This window comes from Sporolactobacillus caesalpiniae (assembly GCF_040513385.1).
In the GTDB taxonomy this organism is placed as follows: domain Bacteria; phylum Bacillota; class Bacilli; order Bacillales; family Sporolactobacillaceae; genus Sporolactobacillus.
In genome coordinates, this window is the sequence record NZ_JBEVCB010000002.1 from 354,468 (window position 1) to 372,098 (window position 17,631).

Sequence of the window (17,631 nt, forward strand, 5' to 3'; positions counted from 1 at the left end):
TTAAATCATTTCCATATGCACACTGCTGCCTCTACCTGAGGGTACAGCAGGCGAAACAATGAGTCTTCTTGGCAGACGTTCACGCATTTCGGGAACATGGCTGATGACGCCAATCGCCAAGCGGCGCATGTGCAGCTTCTCAAGTGCGGTGACCACCGTATCAAGGAGTTCAGGATCAAGCGAGCCGAATCCCTCATCCAAAAAGAAGAATTGCAGCGGAACATTGCCGCGAAGCTGGATCTGTTCTGAGAGAGACAACGCGAGTGCGAGCGACGTCAAAAAGGTTTCACCGCCGGATAATGATGAAACAGGGCGATAAATTCCTCCATTCCCATTATCGCGTATGATGAATCCGCCCTGCTCGTCTACCTCAAGAACATAGCGATTATGTGTCAACTCACCGAGTCTCTTCGAAGCGGCAGTACACACTTGCTGAAGCTGTTCCTCCGCGACAAATTCCACAAACGCATTGCCGCGAAATACACGTTGCAGCTGTTCAAATTGATCTGCTGTCTTTTGATTTGTCTTGCGCTCGGCCTCCAGAGTGAGAAATAATTTATGATTTTTCTCCACACTTTCGCGTTCTTTTATCGCAGCTCCGAAAGCTTGAATTAGTGTCTGAACCCTTTCAGTCAACCCTGCCATTTTTTTTGATGTCTCATCAAGCTGAGCTTTTGAGACGAATTTGCCGTCAATTTTCTCAGAAAGTGATTGTATTTCAGAGGATAGCCGCGTCGTTTGCGCTGTATAGTTCGCCAAATCATTTGAAAGCGCCGCATGTTTTTCAATTGGCAAATAGGCGTTCAACACAGCTTCACGTTGATCAAATCGGGAGTCGCTCAGTCGCCCTGTCCATTTGGCGCGTGATGATTGATGTGTTCGTTCTGACCGTTCCAACCGTGCGGAGGCATTCGCACACTCTTTATCAATTAGATGATAGTTTTCCAATGCTGTCCGCATTGATTGGTCACTTAATTCGCAACGCTTCTTCAGCTGATTCACTTTCTCTTCTGTCTCAAGCGTCATTTTTTTTAGTGGCATGTCTTCCGTAAATGCCAATTCCCGCAACTGACTGATCAACTGCTCTGCTGTTTTCATTAAGGCTTCGTGACGGCCCGCGCTTTCGCTCCATCTGCCCTCAAGCTCTCGCAATATATCTTGTGTATGAGCTAGGTTTAGTTCAAACGTTTTCAGCTGATCTTTAATACGCTTGACCTCGCGGCGCAACTGGTCGGCCTGCCGATCCGATTCACGGATTGATTGATCTTCCTTCTGGATCTGTTCAAATGATATATAGCGAGACTTCCATTCTTCCATTCGCTCATCACGTTCGCTTTTCTTTGCCACAGCCTGGGTTTTAAGGGTTACCATTTTCTCTTCGTACACTTTTTCCTGAGCCTGAAGCGTCGCACGTGCCGAATCTGATTGTCTCGTCTGCTCTTCCTGCCGCGTCCATTGATCCGCTACGCGCAGCTGATCCTGTTTTTCTTCTCGGACCCGCAGCGCAATTTGATCTAGTATCTGCTTCACACCTGATTTTTCCCACTCAGAAAAATCAGCGGACAAATCAGTATTTTGACCTACTTGAACTTGAACTGCTTGGGCACGGTTGGCAAACGACTTAACCTGATATTCCAGCTGTGCGATACAGATTCTGATCTCCTGTTGTTGATTGTTCAAAAATTCGGAAGCCTTCTGTAAAGTCGTCCTCTTGTTATTGAGAGCCGTTTCTGAAATAACTTCGCCTCCTGTTGCCGCCGGATTCGGATGATGGAGTGCGCCGCAGACGGGACATGGCTCACCCTCTCGCAATGCCGCGACTAATTGAAGCGACAGATTGTGGCGGTTAATTTTCTCCCGTTCTTGTTCCATTTCTTTATTTTTCAACTCAATGAACGCTTGTGCCGACCGAATCAATCGACTTGTGTCTATGGATCGATTGTAAACCTCCTGATTCTGAATAAAGAGTGACGCATCCCTTTTATCTGCCCGCGCCTGTTCATCATCAAGTTGTTTTAGTTTCTTTTCGCATTTATTTAAAGCGTCACGGAATTGAATCCATTCACGTCGTTTCTCTTCAAGATAATGATCCAATGAATCGATTTCTTTCTTGTCTTGAAGCGCCTGCTGCACAAATAAACGTCGATCACTTGGCACTTCAAGTAAAGATAGTTTGCGTTCCTTCGCCTCTGCCTCGTTTTTCATCTTTCCGACATCGTTCTGATCTTGTTCAGCCGCAATTCGCGCCTTATTCAATTTCTGCTCAAGCTCATCTCTCGCTTTTTGCAAGTGTTGCAATGCCTTTTGCTCATTCTGCAATTGATCCTGAATGGAGGCGCCTTGAAGAAGCCGCTGTTTTTCCGCATTAAGCTTAGGCTCTTGATCATTAAGACTTTTCTTTGCTTGCTCGCTTTCCTCTTTTGCCGAATCCAATTTGGCTTTGATACGATCAAATCTCCGACAAATTTCCGCATGGCTGCTTTTAGCATCTGCATTTTCCCGCTCCGCCTCCTGCAAAGCCTCTAAAAAAGGCATCAGCTTTTCCGCCGCTTCGCTCATATCGAGTTTGACTCTGATTTCTTCATATTTATTCTTCTCTTGAGACAGCTTTTCAAAAACTTCGCTCTTGGACTCTTTTTCCTCGATTAAATGTCGAAGTTGTTCAAATAACTTTTTCTCAGCATCGGCCTTCTCAAGACTAGTTTGCAACTCGCGAAGTTCACTCTCAATCTGCGTGCATCGTTGTTTTGCTTTGCTGACCGCTTCTTCCGACGCATCACCAAGCATCGCTTGTTTTTCGGAAATGATCTGAAGATATTGCTTCCGTTCATCGGATGCTTGTTTTAATCGTGATGTTAGTTCGTCACCATACTTCTCCAAATGAAAAAGCCGCTGAAGCATTTTGCGTCGCTCATTGCCTTTGAGCGTTAAAAATTCTGCGAATTTTCCTTGTGGCAGGACGACCGCACGAGTGAAGTCATCATGGGTCAGTCCGAGAATTTTCTGCACAGACCGAGTTAAATCACGTTCTTTATCCGCGAGCACTTCATTAACCGCGCCGAGTTTCAATAATCGGCAGCTCGAAAGGCGTAAAGCACCGTCCTTTGTCTTCTTGTAACTGCGTTCCGCACGGTAACGATCGGTTCGATCGCCTGTCAATTCGAAGGTAAAACCAACTGACATCTGTTCTTCAAGCTGATTCAGAATTCCAGTTGTATTGTTTGCCGCCCGTTCAACAGTCCCATAGAGAGCAAGAGTAATCCCATCAAGAATCGTTGATTTTCCACTTCCGGTCGGACCGAAAATGCCGAATAAGCCATCGGCACATAACGTTTCAAAATCAATACACTGTTCCTCGCGAAAGCTGTTCAATCCGCGTATAGTCAGTTCAATCGGTTTCATTCTGCACCCTCCCTGCCGCGACTTCGCGTTCTGCTTTATCATCTTCTATTAATCGCATGAACAGCTGAACAAGGTCTGTACCTGGTTCAGCGCCTTCTGTCTGTTTTTTATAAAAACGAACGAAAAGCTCATCAATGGGTAAGCTTGAGCGAGACCGTTGATCCCCGAGTGCCTGAATTCCGCTGTAGATTGGCCGGATGTTGACAATTCGCGGTCTCGCTTTTCGCAGCGCCTGAATATCATGCATACTCATCGCCTCATCAAGACGCAATTCAAGATCAATCCACGCCTCAGGGTCACGCTCCTCGTCAATCCATTGCTGAACTTCGGCTAAACCATTGTCTGCTCGCCACCGAGTGAGCGGGCGACCCGATCTGAGCTCAATCTCATGCATCGTAATCGGCGTTCGTGGCGCCGCATCAAGAATAGTAACCGATTTAGGACGACCCGCCTCTGAAAAACTGTAGGCGATCGGCGAACCTGCGTAGCGCGCGGGAACCGGTGAATCAGCCAAGGTTTGCGGACGATGAAGATGCCCGAGTGCCACATACATAGCCGATTCCGGAAAAGCCGACGGATGTACTGTGTAGGCACCACCAACTTGGATTGGACGCTCAGAGTCAGATTCTTTCCCCCCCGCGGCGAATAGATGAGTCATCAATAGATTCACGGCATCCTTTTTAAATGACTGAGCCTGCAGTTTGAAAAGCTCGGCCAAGCGCTCGTTATACGCTTCTTTGATCGAATCCTCATCATTGATCGTGCTGAGGCATTCATTCAGTCTCGATTCGGAAGGATAGGGCACACAACCAAGAATCAAAGTCTCGTTTGTGCTTGTAATGGGGATCGTCATCGGCTTAAGAATGGGTTTTCCGACAATCGTAATTCCCTGCCGACCGGCGAGCGGCCGCGATGCTTCCAAGCGCTCCGGACTATCGTGATTCCCGGCGATGATCAGAACCGGACGTTTTCCACCAAGAGACAGTCTTTGTGCGGTATCGTAAAAAAGTGCTTCGCTTGCAGCCGGAGGATTGACCGTATCAAACACATCGCCCGCCATCAGAACCGCGTCAACTTTTTCCTCATCCGCAATGGCGCATATTTCGTCCATGACCTGCTCTTGTTCTTCTTCCCGAGAGCGGCCCTCAAGACTCCTCCCAAGATGCCAGTCAGCCGTATGCAATAATTTCATTGCCCGTCCCCCCCAATCGTCAAATCAATAAAGCAGCCAATATCAAAAGCATAGAGTCCGACTAGAGCTACTTTCCGCTTCCAGATGCGCTCGATCGCTTGGCGATACAAGTCAAGCTGCACTTCGTAGCGGCGTTTTAACTCGGCAATCGCTTCATTTTGATTGGGAAAACGATGCGTCAGATGATCCGTTTTATAGTCTAATAGAATAAGTCCGTCTCCATCCTCGATAATACAGTCAATAACCCCTTGTACGAGTACGGATTCCTGCTTACCCACTCTTTTCCATGACGGATACACTTCGCTTGTCGCAAGCGCAAGACTGAACGGGCATTCACGAGTGACTTTACTTGCCCGCCGCATCTTGATACCAATAGGCGTTTGGAAAAGTTTAACTACGGCATCATAATCAAAGCTCTGCTCTTGCAGATCGGTAATGACTTCTTTCTCGACAAGTGCCAAGCCTTGTTCCTTAATCTGCCGCGTAGTACCGACCTTTTGTAAATCAAGATGCTGCATCAGCAAGTGTAATGCCGTGCCGCGTTCCGCCGCTGAAAGTGCGGATTGCTGCAAAAACTGCGGACGGTCTCTTCCAATTGATGAAAATCGATCCGAGTCGCCCAGCAATCGGTCATCCGTCCCAGAACTGAAATAGTCTTGCTGCGCTTTAATCTCCGTGACCGTCTGTTTGGCCATTGAAACTGTCGATGCGGATTCAGGATAAATCCACTGGAGACGCGCGGCCACCTCATCCTGGACACCGGAATGCGTAACAACCGATTTCCCATGTTCAAGCTGTTGCAAACGTTCACGATTTAATTCGTGACGTTCCCCCTCTCCGCGTGAGAGACCGGAGGCAACAATAACCTGCACCATCCAGGATGAACGATCGCCAGATATCGCCGTCTTGTCCGGTTCAGCATCGAGTAATTGATGCAGGGATTCTGCACCGTTATGGCGCGCGACCGACGGCATGACCCAATCAAAAAAGGTCGATGCGGATGCGCGACAGTCCTTCGGGAGGAGCCAATCAGGCGTCTGCAGCGTAGATTTGCACTTATCCACCTGTTTCTGCGCGTCTTTCACCGTCCCAATTAAAATCAGTTTCTCTTTCGCACGGGTCATCGCGACATACAAAATACGCAGTTCTTCAGCGATCGCGTCGGATTTCATACGTTCTTTAATCGCTAAATAGGGCAAAGTCGGGACACTTGTACGCGATTCAGGATCAATCCATTTCGTGCCAAAGCCCAAATCTTTATGCAGCAGCGCCGCTTCAGCCGTATCGCGCATGTTAAAGCGTTTGTTCATGCCTGCGACAAAGACAACGGGGAACTCCAGCCCTTTGCTTTTATGAATCGTCATGATTCGAACGACATCTTCCTGTTCGCTGAGTGCCCTCGCTTCGCCGAGATCACCGCCGTTTTCTCTCATTCGTTCAATAAAACGAAGGAAACGGAACAATCCGCGAAAAGTTGTTTTTTCATACTGCCGTGCCCGATCATAGAAGGCTTTCAAGTTTGCTTGGCGCTGCGTTCCGCCGGTCAGTCCGCCGATATAATCGTAATAGCCGGTGTCACGGTAGATTTGCCAGATCAATTCAGATACTGAGTGCGTTTTGGAAAAATCACGCCATTCATCAAGTTTATTAAGAAAGATGGCAAGTTGTTGTGCCAACTCCTGCTTCGGATCCTGCGTATAGCTTTTTAATGCTTGATAAAAGCCTGAGCCTCGTTCAGCCATGCGGATAGCGGCAAGCTCGTCCGCATTTAACCCGATGATCGGCGAGCGGAGCACTGACGCAAGCGGTATATCCTGATCCGGGTTATCAATCACTTGCAAGACCGACAGCATGACGGACACCTCAACCGTATCAAAGTAGCCCTTGGATAATTCCGCATAAGCGGGAATTCCCCGACGGCCAAGCAAGTCTTTCATAATCGCTGCGGAAGTGCTGGCGGAACGGAGCAGAATCGCAATATCCCGATACCGAACTCCACGCATCTGACCGGACGCGCGATCAAAAACTTGGAAAGAGGGAGAAGAGCCGTCACCGATCATTGCCTGAATACGGTCACCGATCGCGGCAGCCTCAAGTTCCGACGCATCCATATCATCCGCATGCTCCGACGGATCATCCTCTGCGCCGGCACGGTCAATAATCTCCAAGTCGACCGGACGGTTTTCTTGAGGGTAGTTCGCCCCGCAGCGCAGCTCGGCAGCGTCATCATACGTCACGCCACCTACCGCTTCATCCATCGTTTGCCGGAAAATGAAATTAGCCCCGTCAATGATTTCCTGCCTGCTGCGGAAGTTGTTTGACAGATCAATCACTTGACCGGTTGTTTCCGGACGAGAAAACTGTTTATATTTCTCTATGAAAAGCGCCGGTTCAGCTAATCGGAATCCATAGATGCTCTGCTTCACATCACCAACCATGAACAGGTTGCCTCCAGATCCGCTGTCTTTGGTAATCAACTGGATAATTGATTCTTGTACGCGGTTAGTATCCTGATATTCGTCAACCATAACTTCATTAAAGCGAGCGCGGAATTGTTCCGCAACGACCGAGGGCTGCTCATGACCCATCGAGGAACCCTCCGCGCGTAGAACAGCGAGACATTCATGCTCTAAGTCAGAGAAATCGAGGACAACCTTGCGTCTTTTTTCCTTCTTAAATCGTTCGGCAAATGCTTTTACGAGTTCAACAATAAGATCAACAGAAGGTGCCATATCGCTCAGATCGCGCAAACATTCCTCCGAAGAACGCGCAAACCATTGCTGCTGCAATTCGGCAGTTTTCCCTTTTATGTTATCGCGCATTTTCTTGACCTGATCCTTAAGCGCTGTATCCACATCTTTACCGCGAATCGCCTTCAATTTACCGAATGACAACGACAGAAAAGCCGAACGAATCGTCTCCCAGTCCGCTTTGGAATCGACCTGTAACTCTTGGAACGCGCGGAGTTCTTCAGTCAATGTATCCTCATAAGCGGCGGGACCGCCGGGCTGGCCGCACAGCCGAACTGCTTCTCGAAGTGCATGTATGGATCCGGAAATATGGTGAACAAGCGATTTTTTCAATTCGGTTACCCACCCGAATTGATCCAGCGTTTTCGCACCGTTAACATGGTAGGCTTCAGCCATTTGATCAAGCCAGCGCTCCGGCCATGGATGACTCATGGAAAACTCATAGATGCGCAGGAGCAGCTGACTCATTGCGTCATCGCTTCGATCGTTTGAATAGCGGTCAACCAGACGGTAAAATTCAGGATCGTCCGATGTGTAGTATTCTTCTAAAAGTTCATCAAGAACCTCTTCACGCAGCAATGCCGCCTCCGTCTCATCAAGCAGATGAAAACCGGGATCAAGATCCAGGAAATAGTAATAGTGTTTAACCACTGACATGCAAAAGGCGTGTAGCGTCATGATTGACGCTTTTCCCAGCAAGCCCTGCTGGCGACGCAAGAATAAGTTCTCAGGTTCTTCACTAAGACGCTGATCAAGTGCTTTGCCAATCCGCTCTCTCATTTCTGACGCCGCGGCTTTTGTGAAGGTGACAATCAGCAGATCATCAATATTTACCCTTTGTTCAGGATCCGTCATTTTTTGAATGATGCGTTCCACAAGAACCGCCGTTTTCCCCGATCCGGCCGCGGCGGCGACAAGCAAGTCGTGACCGCTTTCGGTGATCGCCTGCCATTGTGCGTCTGTCCATTGTGTTTCTTTCGGTTTAATGCTCATCAGTCTTCTCCTCCAACTCCGCCAATTTTGCCAAGACGTCGTCATCCTTCATTCTTTTCAGCAGGCGGTATTGATTTCCGGGCTGCGACTGATCAAAGCGGCAAACCGGGCGGAATGAACAATACGTGCATGGGACTTGTCCGTTACGTTTAAAAGGTGTGATGGACACATCTCCGTCAATAATCTTGCATCCGACATCCGTCATCACATGGCGTGTATAACGTCGAAGTGTCGTAAAATCCTTTTCTCCCGCCAGCGAAGAGCTTTTATAGAATTCTCCATTCTTTTTGATTCCGAACGGTGCGATATCCGAAAGCCTTCCTTCAGCGGCTTCATCTGTTAATAAAAGTGCTTCTTCATCTTCAAGCAGTAATCCTTTCATTTTAAAATGCTTATAAAGCTCGCGTTCCAATTGATCTTCAGGAAGCTTATCATCCAAATTAAGCAACGGATTATGCACATGAAAATAGAGCACCCCGGCAGGTTCGGCCTGCACGCCCAGCCACTGCTTTGAATGGGTAATGATCACATCCAGATAGGTGAGCATTTGAAGCGCAAGTCCATAATAGATTTCCGAAAGATCAAGGCTTTTCGCACTCGATTTATAATCAATAATTCGCAAAAGCAAGCGTCCTTGTTCATCACGCGCCTGATCCACCCGATCGATTCTGCCAACAACCTCCATTTGCGCGCCATGCTTCAAGGGAAAACTGAGTGGAGGCAGCGGACGTCCCGGACCGAAAGGAAGTTCCAGACTTACCGGGGAAAAACCGCTCGCAAGCGCGTGACGATGCAGCACACGTGCCACTCGAGCGACAACCTGTTCCAATTTATGCTGAAGGTAACGGTAACGATTCGAACTAGCCAAGATCTGCCGCTGCAGACTCGGCGCTAATTCGGTTACCGTCTTTGAAGCCAATTGGTCACACTCTTCCAAAGTCAAATCTTTCCAATTCCGCTTCTCCTTCATAATCTGAGCGGTCATTTGCTTGATTGCCAAATGAAAAAGCTGACCAATATCCGGTGCGGCAATTTGAAAGACTTCGCGCTCTCTGAGTTTTAGTCCGTAGGATGCGAACTGCGAGAAAGGGCAGGAATTGAACTTTTCCATACGAGAAACACTGGTTTGAATGGTTTGCCCATATAACTCACGCGCCGCGTTTGGACTTAACTGTTCGTCATTCCGGGCAAATAATCCGGCCAAGGCCATATGCGCCGCGCTGCCCCATTCACGATGTACCGTGAACCAATTATAAGCGTCCCACCACAGTTCGGCGATCGGATATCCGTTTTTCCATTCACGAATTTGAGCAGCCAGCGTACTTACGGTTTTCCGCGGCGAATTGATAAAAGCAAGCTGTTCCTCATTCTTCAACGTTCTCGGTTCAGCAGGTGCCAACTTCAACGTGAGATTAGGGAAAAAACGGCGGATACGCGAAATGAGCGGTGACGGCCGCAGCGACTCGCCATCTTCAGAAGCAAGCGGATAAGAAATGTATAGATGCTTCTTTGCAAGCGTCAGCGCGCGATAGATCAGCTCATTTTCCCCTGCCATCTGTTCTGATTCACCATCGGCCACAGTCATGCCTTCATCCTGGAGCAGCTCACGATCCTCTCCGGAGAAAAGTCCTTGCTCCGAAGGTTTGGCAGGCAATATCCCCTCATTCACACCCAGAAGAAAGACATCGTTCAGTTCCGACGAACGCATCCGGTCCAGGCTGCCGATCAGGACTTGATCCAACGCCGGCGGTACCATGGCAAATTCCAATGCATCCAGGCCGGTATCCACAATCTTCACAAAAAGATCGAACGGCATCTGCTCGTCACCGGCTGTCTCCACGCATTGATCCAACAAATCAATGACCGCTTTCCATGCCTGTCCGTGCGTTTTCGATTCGGAAAGTCGTTGCTGCTGTTCCGCACGATTCGCCATTCGTTCCAGTTTTTCCGGAATGGACATCTCGATCAGGAACCGGTAGAGCGCTTCGCATCGTTCGGCGACTGTTGCAGCTTCTCTAATCTGCTTTTCGAGCGAAGCGAGTGGCCGCGCAATGAGCATGCGATATGCGTTGATGGTTGCTTCCATCTTTTTCTCAGCGTCTGACTGCTCTCTTGCCTGCTCTTCCAGACCTCTATAGATCTGATAATGCCAATCTTTGTCGTCCGTCCACTTTTTTCCATAATAACCGCGCGCGATCACATAGTTCTCCAATTGATCCATTCCTTCACGCGCTTCATTTAAATCAAAATCAAAAGGAATCAGAAAATCTGTCTTCACACAACGAAAAATCGGCTCATAGCGCCAGTTTTGCTGAATTGCTTCAAGCGCCGAACGGATAAACTCAATCAACGGATGATGCTTCATCGGACTCTTCTGATCAATAAAGAAAGGGATCTGGTAATCTTGAAAAATCGTTTCAATTAAATCACGATAATCCGCGAGATTGCGAACAAGCACGGTCATTTCCCGATAACGATCTCCTCGAGCTCGGGCACTCGTAATAATATTGCGCGCTGCCTGCTCCACTTCTTCGCGACGGTTCGCGGCTTCAGTCATCACGACTCCGTCCGTAGCCTCGCTCACTTGATAAGGATAGTGTCCGAAATGCAGATTGATGTTCCTCAACGCATCTGTTTCAGATCGGTGCACGTCTCTTTTCAAGATAATCGGTTCGATCGTTTGCCCGCTCGATTCCGCCCTCTCCTTTAATTGCAAAAATAGGAGTGCAGGATGCCGGAACATCGAAAATTCGTCAGGTGCACGATCGTAGATTTGATCTGTGCCAAGTGCGATCGTAACATGCTTACACGTTGTCATCAGTTGTTCAACAACTAGCATTTCTTGCGGTGTCATCGTTTGAAAGCCATCAATCCAAACATCTGCCTTTTTAAGAAAGCCAGCACCGTCTATTCGCTCAACCATTAATTTTAAATAATCTTCGCTATCAATGTACTTGCCTTCCAAAGCCTGATTGAACGACTGATAGATTAATGATAAGTCATGAAGCTTGTCCTTCAAGAGAAGCTGATCAGCACGATCTCCATTAATTCGTTCTGCTTCGGCAGCAATTTCTTCAGGTTCAAGACAAAAGCGCTTGAACTCGATCAGCGTATCACTGAGCAGATCATAAAATCCGCTCTGTTGCGACGCTTTTCGGAACAGGCGAAAATCCTTCTTACTCTGCTCGACAATCTTACGCAGCAGCATGGAAACACCCGTCGCATTCAAATGCCGCCGCGTCGCTCCTCCGGATTGCTGCAGCACGCGCAAGGCGAGACGAGGCATGCTGTACACATTTAACCGAGTCATACCGCCCAATTCGGGTGTCGATGCCAGCGTATACTCCATGCTGAACGTCATGTGTTCGGGAACCAAATAAATCAGCGGTGTCCCATCCGGCTGTTCACGCAACTGCTTTCGAATTTCCGACAAGCAATCCGCAGTCTTCCCCGTTCCCGGTCTTCCCAAAACAAATCGAACAGACATAGTTTCTCTCCCCCTGATCATCGTTCTATAAATAAAGATCCGAAATGCGGATCAAATGTTTATCAATACATTTATACGACAATTATAGCACACAGGGAACGTTTGTTCTTTTAATTACATTTGCTGTTATTTTATATGTCCAAAAGTAAAAGCCACAGAGATTCGCACCTCTGTGGCTTTTATTTTTCCTGTTCATATTGAACCGTGTAAATTTCATTTCCGGTATTTACCTACTTTTTCCTCAATCGATGTACCCTGCGGACGAAAATGAATTTTCACTTCAGCTGCAACTTCATCGGCACCTGCTTCTACTGTCGCATACACGGTTTTCTTTACGACATCGAGCAGTTCGTCAAGTTCACCTTCAAGAATCGTTTCGAGCGCAGTCACTTCGTACTTCACTCCGGACTCTTGAATCACTTTTATCGCTTCATCAACCAGTCCATATGTGTCCTTTTCTTTTGAAAAGGGCAGAATTTGAAGTCCTACATTGCTGATTGGCATCGGTAGCATCCCCCGAATTCATTTTACTCTTCGTCCCAAACCTTCACGTTTTTCATAACATCGCCGTTTTGCATGGCGAGCACGGTTTCCAATCCGCTCGTTACTTGTCCGAAAACCGTATGAACACCATCCAAATGCGGTTGCGGCTCATGGACAATGAAGAACTGACATGATCCTGTATCGCGTCCGGCATGTGCCATGGAAAGCGCCCCGGCAACATGTTTGCGCGGATTACCATCCGTCTCACACTTGATCGTGTACCCTGCGTCGCCCATCCCAGTTCCTGTCGGATCGCCGCCCTGGCTGACAAACCCGGGAATAACACGGTGAAAAGTCACTCCATTATAAAAGCCTGAGTTAGCCAGCTTTTCAAAATTAGCGACCGTATTCGGCGCATCTTCCGGGAAGAAATCAATAGCAATCACTTCACCGTTTTCCATCGTAATTGAACCTTTTTTCATATAAATCCTCCGTCCTGACACCTTTTCTCGGCGCGGTTTGTCGTCAACGCTTTCTATTATATACAAAAATAAGGACGATCGCTGATATCCCGACGAAAAAACCGCCGGCACAATAACCTGCGAGAATATCCGTGAAATAATGGACACGCAAAAATGGGCGGCTGAACCCGATCAGTAAGATCATCGCTACACCTAAAGCAACCCAGACAATTCGAATCCATTTTGATTTAATCAGTGGAAGAATAAGCAAAATCAGCAGCCCATATACAGTCGAAGCATTCATCGCGTGACCACTTGGAAAACTGTAGCCCGTCTCATGAACAAGATGCTGAAATGGCGGACGATCCCTCATCACCCAATTTTTCAACACGCCATTAACATCGCGTTCAAGTAGAAAGACCACTGGCAACAGGATGAATGAGAGGAAACGTCTTTTAAACACTAGATAAATCATGAATAGAGCAATAATCAGGAACAAAAGCTTGCTTGAGGCGAAATCAGTAAATTTCGAAAAAAGCACAATCAGCCAAGGCGTTCGAATCGGATTCAATCCTTGAATAAGCATGCGATCCAGCGCTTGAACGACAGGCTGCCGAATGGCGATGACCATGATCAGAAATATGAGCACACAGGTTAATGTCACCCATAACCATGGACTAAACGATTTTTTTTCGCGCTTCTTAATTGCCACAACCTACCCCTCCCAACCTAAAGCGTGGAACCATCACAAAATGGTAACTATATGCTACGATAGCATCGGACTCAAATAGCATGTCTCTCTTATTATTCATATCTAAGGAGATGAACTTTATGACGGATTTTCATTTTACATTGAAAGGCGAATGGACAGGATCGTGGGATGGCAAAGGCAAAATTCAAACGAATGGCTTAGCAGCAGCGGTCTCCGTTGACTCCGCTATGTCCGGACAAGGTGTCGGAACAAATCCGGATGAATTGCTGATCAGCGCGCTCGCTTCCTGTTACATGATCACGCTCGGCATCCGGTTAAAGAAAGAAAAAATCGCTTATGATCGTATCGAGATCCGTACCGAAGCAGTCGTTACAAAAAAGGGCGGCCTTCATTTTGAAAAGGTCACACATTGCCCGATCATTTATTTTCCTCAAACACTGACAGATGCGCTTGAGGAACATTTGAACACCTGCATTCGCAAGGCGGAACAAGACTGCGTAATTGCGAAGGCTGTCAAAGGAAATGTCCGCATCTCTGTTGAGCCAAACTATGTATCCACTGGTTAATTAGATCGATTTTTCACTAATGCTTTCCCTTTGCATAAAGCTACTTGAACAGTTAGCGCCGATTGTTTCGCCTGACGAACCGTGTCTTGGACCTTGCCTTTTTTCTGACTGATATCCGATTGAATTCGTGCAAGATTCAAGGTCAACTCATTTTGTTCATTTACAATTTCTTTGGACTGATCCTGCATCTTCGCGCCGGTCTTTGATATTTTCGCTATTGACCCGTTCATACGTTTCAGTGTATTCATCACTGATACCGCAAACGCAATGAGTGAAATGACGACCAGCGTAAGACTTAAGTAAACAATAATCATTGGAGCGCTCCCCTTCCATGCTTAGCGATTATTCTAAAGATATCATACCCTATTATGGGCAAAGGATCATAGAACCATGACTGAGCTGCTCAAATTTTTTACCTTGTCCTTTTTCTGAACATTTTGCTATACTGAATTTGGTTTGTTTGAAACGGATTGATTTGTCTTACTAAAGGAGATTATTATGGAAAATAAAGTTGCTTTAATTACCGGGGGAACCCGCGGTATCGGTAAAGCGATCGCCGAAAAGTTCGCACAGAACGGATTCGATCTCGTATTAAATTATGCACGCAAAAGTACGAACGCCGAAGAAACGAAACAGGCAATCGAATCGAAGTATGGCGTATCTGTGCATATTGTCAAAGCAAATATTGGTGAATTAGAACAGATTGATCAACTATTTGAGACCGTTGATTCCGTATTCGGACGGCTTGACGCCTTTATTAGTAATGCTGCGTCCGGCGTTCAACGCCCGATTATGGATATTCAAGAAAAACATTGGGACTGGACGCAAGATATCAACGCGAAAGCGTATTTGTTTGCCGCGCAGCGAGCCGCGAAACTGATGAACAAGACAGGCGGCGGCCATATTGTTGCATTATCAAGCCTTGGCGCCGTTCGCGCGCTGCCCAACTACGTTGTGGTCGGTGTATCGAAGGCAGCGGTTGAGGCCATCACGCGCTATTTGGCTGTAGAACTTGCCCCAATGAACATTACCGTGAACACTGTTTCCGGGGGTGCAGTTGACACCGACGCACTCAAACATTTCCCAAACCGTGCCGAGCTGCTTGAACAGTCGGCAAAGCATAATCCAGCCGGCCGCATTGTCGAGCCGGAAGATCTTGCTGAAGCTGTCTACTTTCTTTGTACGCAGGCCGCATTCATGATTCGCGGTCAAACAATCACTGTAGACGGCGGATTGTCCTTGCTCGCTGAATAAATAATAGTATTGGAATTGTACTTGTAATGGTGATCTTTGAAACATGCGCTTGGGATTGTTCGAGAACACCTCTTAATACTTATTTTTTATAAAGAAAAAAGCGAACCGGCTGTCTTTCTCCGATTCGCTTTTTTCTTTATTTTATGACCCCGCACAGAATTCGGGCTCCGGAATTGCCTGACGGATCCGTTGTCTGGTCATCGCCTCTTTCATGAATGATTAAGGCGGAACCGTCTGCATCTCTTAATGAATTTGGCTTGCCTTCCTGCAGGGTTACCATCGAATTAAAAAGCACTGTTTTCACACGTCCATGACTATCCGCAAAAATATTAACCATATCACCCGCGTGCGGACCCATCGGATTTTTTAATCCGTGTTTTTTATTGCCCGGATTGAAGTGTGCGCCCGCCGACATGAAATCCGGAGGTGTGCAGCTGCCATATTCATGAAAATGAATAGCATGGATACCAGGCTTTAATCCTTCTGCTTCCAACTCGATACGTACGCCTTTTGGTGTTTCTGTCAGAACCGCTGTACCCATTTCTTCATTTTTCGCGTTAATCAAAGAAACAATCAGCTTCCCATTTTGGCTGTCTTTAGCGTTTGCTTTCATTTCAGGGTGGTGCTCATAGGCGATCATAGCCAGCGCGACAATTGCGCAAAGCAGATAAACGAATTTTCGATACTTCACCCGAATCAACCTCCTAAACGTAGGATGCTCCGATTCATTCTTTTTTACTCAAAAGGGACAGACAAAGTTTCTTTAAAAAAAATGTCGATAATGCTATGCTTTTGTTTACACGGATTGGAAAGTATAGAAAAAATAAATACAGGAGGGCATGTATGAAAACACTAAACGAATTCAAAAAATTTCTAGCACGGGGAAATGTGATTGATCTCGCCGTTGCGGTAATCATCGGTGCCGCTTTCGGACAGATTGTCAGTTCGCTTGTTAAAGACATTATCATGCCGCCGATCGGCTTACTTCTCGGTAAAGTAGATTTCAGCAGTCTCTATATTAATTTATCCGGACACGCATACGGCAGTCTTAACGCCGCGCAAAAAGCAGGCGCTCCGACGATCAATTATGGACTTTTCATTAATAATGTGATTAATTTTCTTATCGTTTCCTTTGTTATTTTCATGGCCATTAAAGTACTGAATAAAACATCGCTAAAAAAAGCTAAGCCGGCCGCAACAAAAACATGTCCCTACTGCTTGTCGTCAATTCCGATTAAGGCGACAAAATGCGCGCACTGCACGTCTGATCTTCCTGATGATGCTGAACAGGAACAGGCTTCACATTAATGTTCAATAAAACCCCTGGAAAAATACTTCTCCGGGGGTTAACTTTTTGACTGATTTAGAATAAAATGTAGATTCAGCCGCCATTCTTTTTATTCTTTATGTATAATAAAATTAATGCTAATAAGTGAAACTGAAGCAAAGGTTGATGTCGATTTATGAATCAATTAATGATACTAGGAATAGTATTAATTGTTTGCGGATTGGTTTTATTTTTTTTGCGCAAAAAAATCATTCCTCTAAAAATGGCGTGTATGTTTAAAAAACAGCATCTCTTTTTTATGGCGTTAAGCACTATGCTCCTATTGGCAGGTATCTATTCCCTGCTCGCGCCGCTGCTTACCGTCATGATGGGGGCGGATTATTGGATTCTCTACTACATTGGCCTTTTCGGTTGCCTGATGCTGCTGATTTGGTTCCTGCTCCCCTAAATCATGAGCATTTCAGTCAGCGGACGAATTTCAGTATGAATGATACGATCACCGTCAAACGTACAATGATAATCCACAGGATCCTCCTTCACGTCTTTAAGCATTGGTCTCATGAAAAAGCGAATGCTGGGTACCGTCCCAAAATTATCTTCAGAGAGAATCCATGCAATATCCTTCAGAGCAAGTATTCCTTCACGTGTCGAACGCGGCAAATCCACGAGCGCGTCAGCCGTGATATCCGCTGTATATACGTACATGCCTTGGGCGGGTTCCGCATCCGAATGCCAGGTGACCGTGCCGCGAAATACCGGGGCGTTTAACTTAATGCCTGTCTCTTCCCAGACCTCGCGAATGACGCAAGCTTCAGGTGACTCCTCCGCTTCCAACTTCCCGCCGACACCGTTCCACGCGCCTTGCCAAGGTGATTTCTGACGATTGATCATCAAGACTTTTTCTCCATATTTTAAGAAAGCCAATGTGTATTTAAGCATTTTATTTCCCCTCTCCTTTCAAAGCTTTTGGAAAAGCCGTTCCACGCAATCATTATAACAAAGTTGCGATTTAGTGATGTACCAAATTTTTCTTGTTAGAAAAT

Annotated in this window: 14 protein-coding genes; 4 read left to right on the forward strand and 10 right to left on the reverse strand. The window is 46.8% G+C overall.

Annotation, left to right across the window (positions count from 1 at the left end):
- The 7 genes from ABWW58_RS05125 to ABWW58_RS05155 form a co-directional block, all read right to left on the reverse strand.
- Positions 1-3,402, reverse strand: coding sequence for an AAA family ATPase (locus ABWW58_RS05125; RefSeq protein ID WP_353868130.1), 3,402 nt, complete (start codon positions 3,400-3,402; stop codon positions 1-3).
- On the reverse strand, positions 3,389-4,594 hold the full coding sequence (locus ABWW58_RS05130) for an exonuclease SbcCD subunit D (RefSeq protein WP_353868131.1): 1,206 nt from the start codon (positions 4,592-4,594) through the stop codon (positions 3,389-3,391). The genes ABWW58_RS05125 and ABWW58_RS05130 overlap by 14 nt, the downstream gene beginning before the upstream one ends.
- Positions 4,591-8,337 carry a helicase-exonuclease AddAB subunit AddA gene (gene addA, locus ABWW58_RS05135; RefSeq protein ID WP_353868132.1) on the reverse strand — a complete coding sequence of 1,249 codons (3,747 nt, stop codon included), beginning with the start codon at positions 8,335-8,337 and terminating at the stop codon, positions 4,591-4,593. Before addA ends, ABWW58_RS05130 begins: the two co-directional genes overlap by 4 nt.
- Complete coding sequence (gene addB / locus ABWW58_RS05140) at positions 8,327-11,824, reverse strand: helicase-exonuclease AddAB subunit AddB (protein ID WP_353868133.1); 3,498 nt, start codon at positions 11,822-11,824, stop codon at positions 8,327-8,329. Before addB ends, addA begins: the two co-directional genes overlap by 11 nt.
- Positions 11,825-12,037: 213 nt before the next feature.
- Positions 12,038-12,328 (reverse strand): thiamine-binding protein, encoded by a 291-nt coding sequence (locus ABWW58_RS05145; protein WP_353868134.1) that lies wholly within the window; start codon positions 12,326-12,328, stop codon positions 12,038-12,040.
- A 23-nt stretch (positions 12,329-12,351) separates the two neighbouring features.
- On the reverse strand, positions 12,352-12,789 hold the full coding sequence (locus tag ABWW58_RS05150; protein WP_353868135.1) for a peptidylprolyl isomerase: 438 nt from the start codon (positions 12,787-12,789) through the stop codon (positions 12,352-12,354).
- 43 nt (positions 12,790-12,832) lie between these two features.
- Positions 12,833-13,480 (reverse strand): phosphatase PAP2 family protein, encoded by a 648-nt coding sequence (locus ABWW58_RS05155; protein ID WP_353868136.1) that lies wholly within the window; start codon positions 13,478-13,480, stop codon positions 12,833-12,835.
- Between the two features lie 119 nt (positions 13,481-13,599).
- Here ABWW58_RS05155 and ABWW58_RS05160 point away from each other — a divergent pair, with 119 nt between their 5' ends.
- Entirely contained in the window at positions 13,600-14,046 is a 447-nt protein-coding gene (locus tag ABWW58_RS05160) for an OsmC family protein (protein WP_353868137.1), read from the forward strand.
- On the opposite strand, the gene ABWW58_RS05165 is transcribed toward ABWW58_RS05160, so the two are convergent.
- Positions 14,043-14,360, reverse strand: a complete 318-nt coding sequence (locus ABWW58_RS05165) for a hypothetical protein (protein ID WP_353868138.1) — start codon at positions 14,358-14,360, stop codon at positions 14,043-14,045. The genes ABWW58_RS05160 and ABWW58_RS05165 overlap by 4 nt on opposite strands.
- Before the next feature lie 184 nt (positions 14,361-14,544).
- Here ABWW58_RS05165 and fabL point away from each other — a divergent pair, with 184 nt between their 5' ends.
- Entirely contained in the window at positions 14,545-15,300 is a 756-nt protein-coding gene (gene fabL / locus ABWW58_RS05170) for an enoyl-[acyl-carrier-protein] reductase FabL (protein ID WP_353868139.1), read from the forward strand.
- Positions 15,301-15,436: 136 nt separating this feature from the next.
- On the opposite strand, the gene ABWW58_RS05175 is transcribed toward fabL, so the two are convergent.
- Positions 15,437-15,991, reverse strand: a complete 555-nt coding sequence (locus ABWW58_RS05175) for a superoxide dismutase family protein (protein WP_353868140.1) — start codon at positions 15,989-15,991, stop codon at positions 15,437-15,439.
- Between the two features lie 152 nt (positions 15,992-16,143).
- On the opposite strand from ABWW58_RS05175, the gene mscL reads away from it, so the two are divergent.
- Both mscL and ABWW58_RS05185 read left to right on the forward strand, forming a co-directional pair.
- Positions 16,144-16,608, forward strand: coding sequence for a large-conductance mechanosensitive channel protein MscL (gene mscL, locus ABWW58_RS05180; RefSeq protein WP_353868141.1), 465 nt, complete (start codon positions 16,144-16,146; stop codon positions 16,606-16,608).
- A 251-nt stretch (positions 16,609-16,859) separates the two neighbouring features.
- Positions 16,860-17,036 (forward strand): hypothetical protein, encoded by a 177-nt coding sequence (locus ABWW58_RS05185; RefSeq protein WP_353868142.1) that lies wholly within the window; start codon positions 16,860-16,862, stop codon positions 17,034-17,036.
- Here the strand turns inward: ABWW58_RS05185 and ABWW58_RS05190 are convergent.
- Entirely contained in the window at positions 17,033-17,527 is a 495-nt protein-coding gene (locus tag ABWW58_RS05190; protein ID WP_353868143.1) for an NUDIX hydrolase, read from the reverse strand. The two genes, ABWW58_RS05185 and ABWW58_RS05190, sit on opposite strands and share 4 nt — an antisense overlap.
- Between the last annotated feature and the right edge of the window lie 104 nt (positions 17,528-17,631).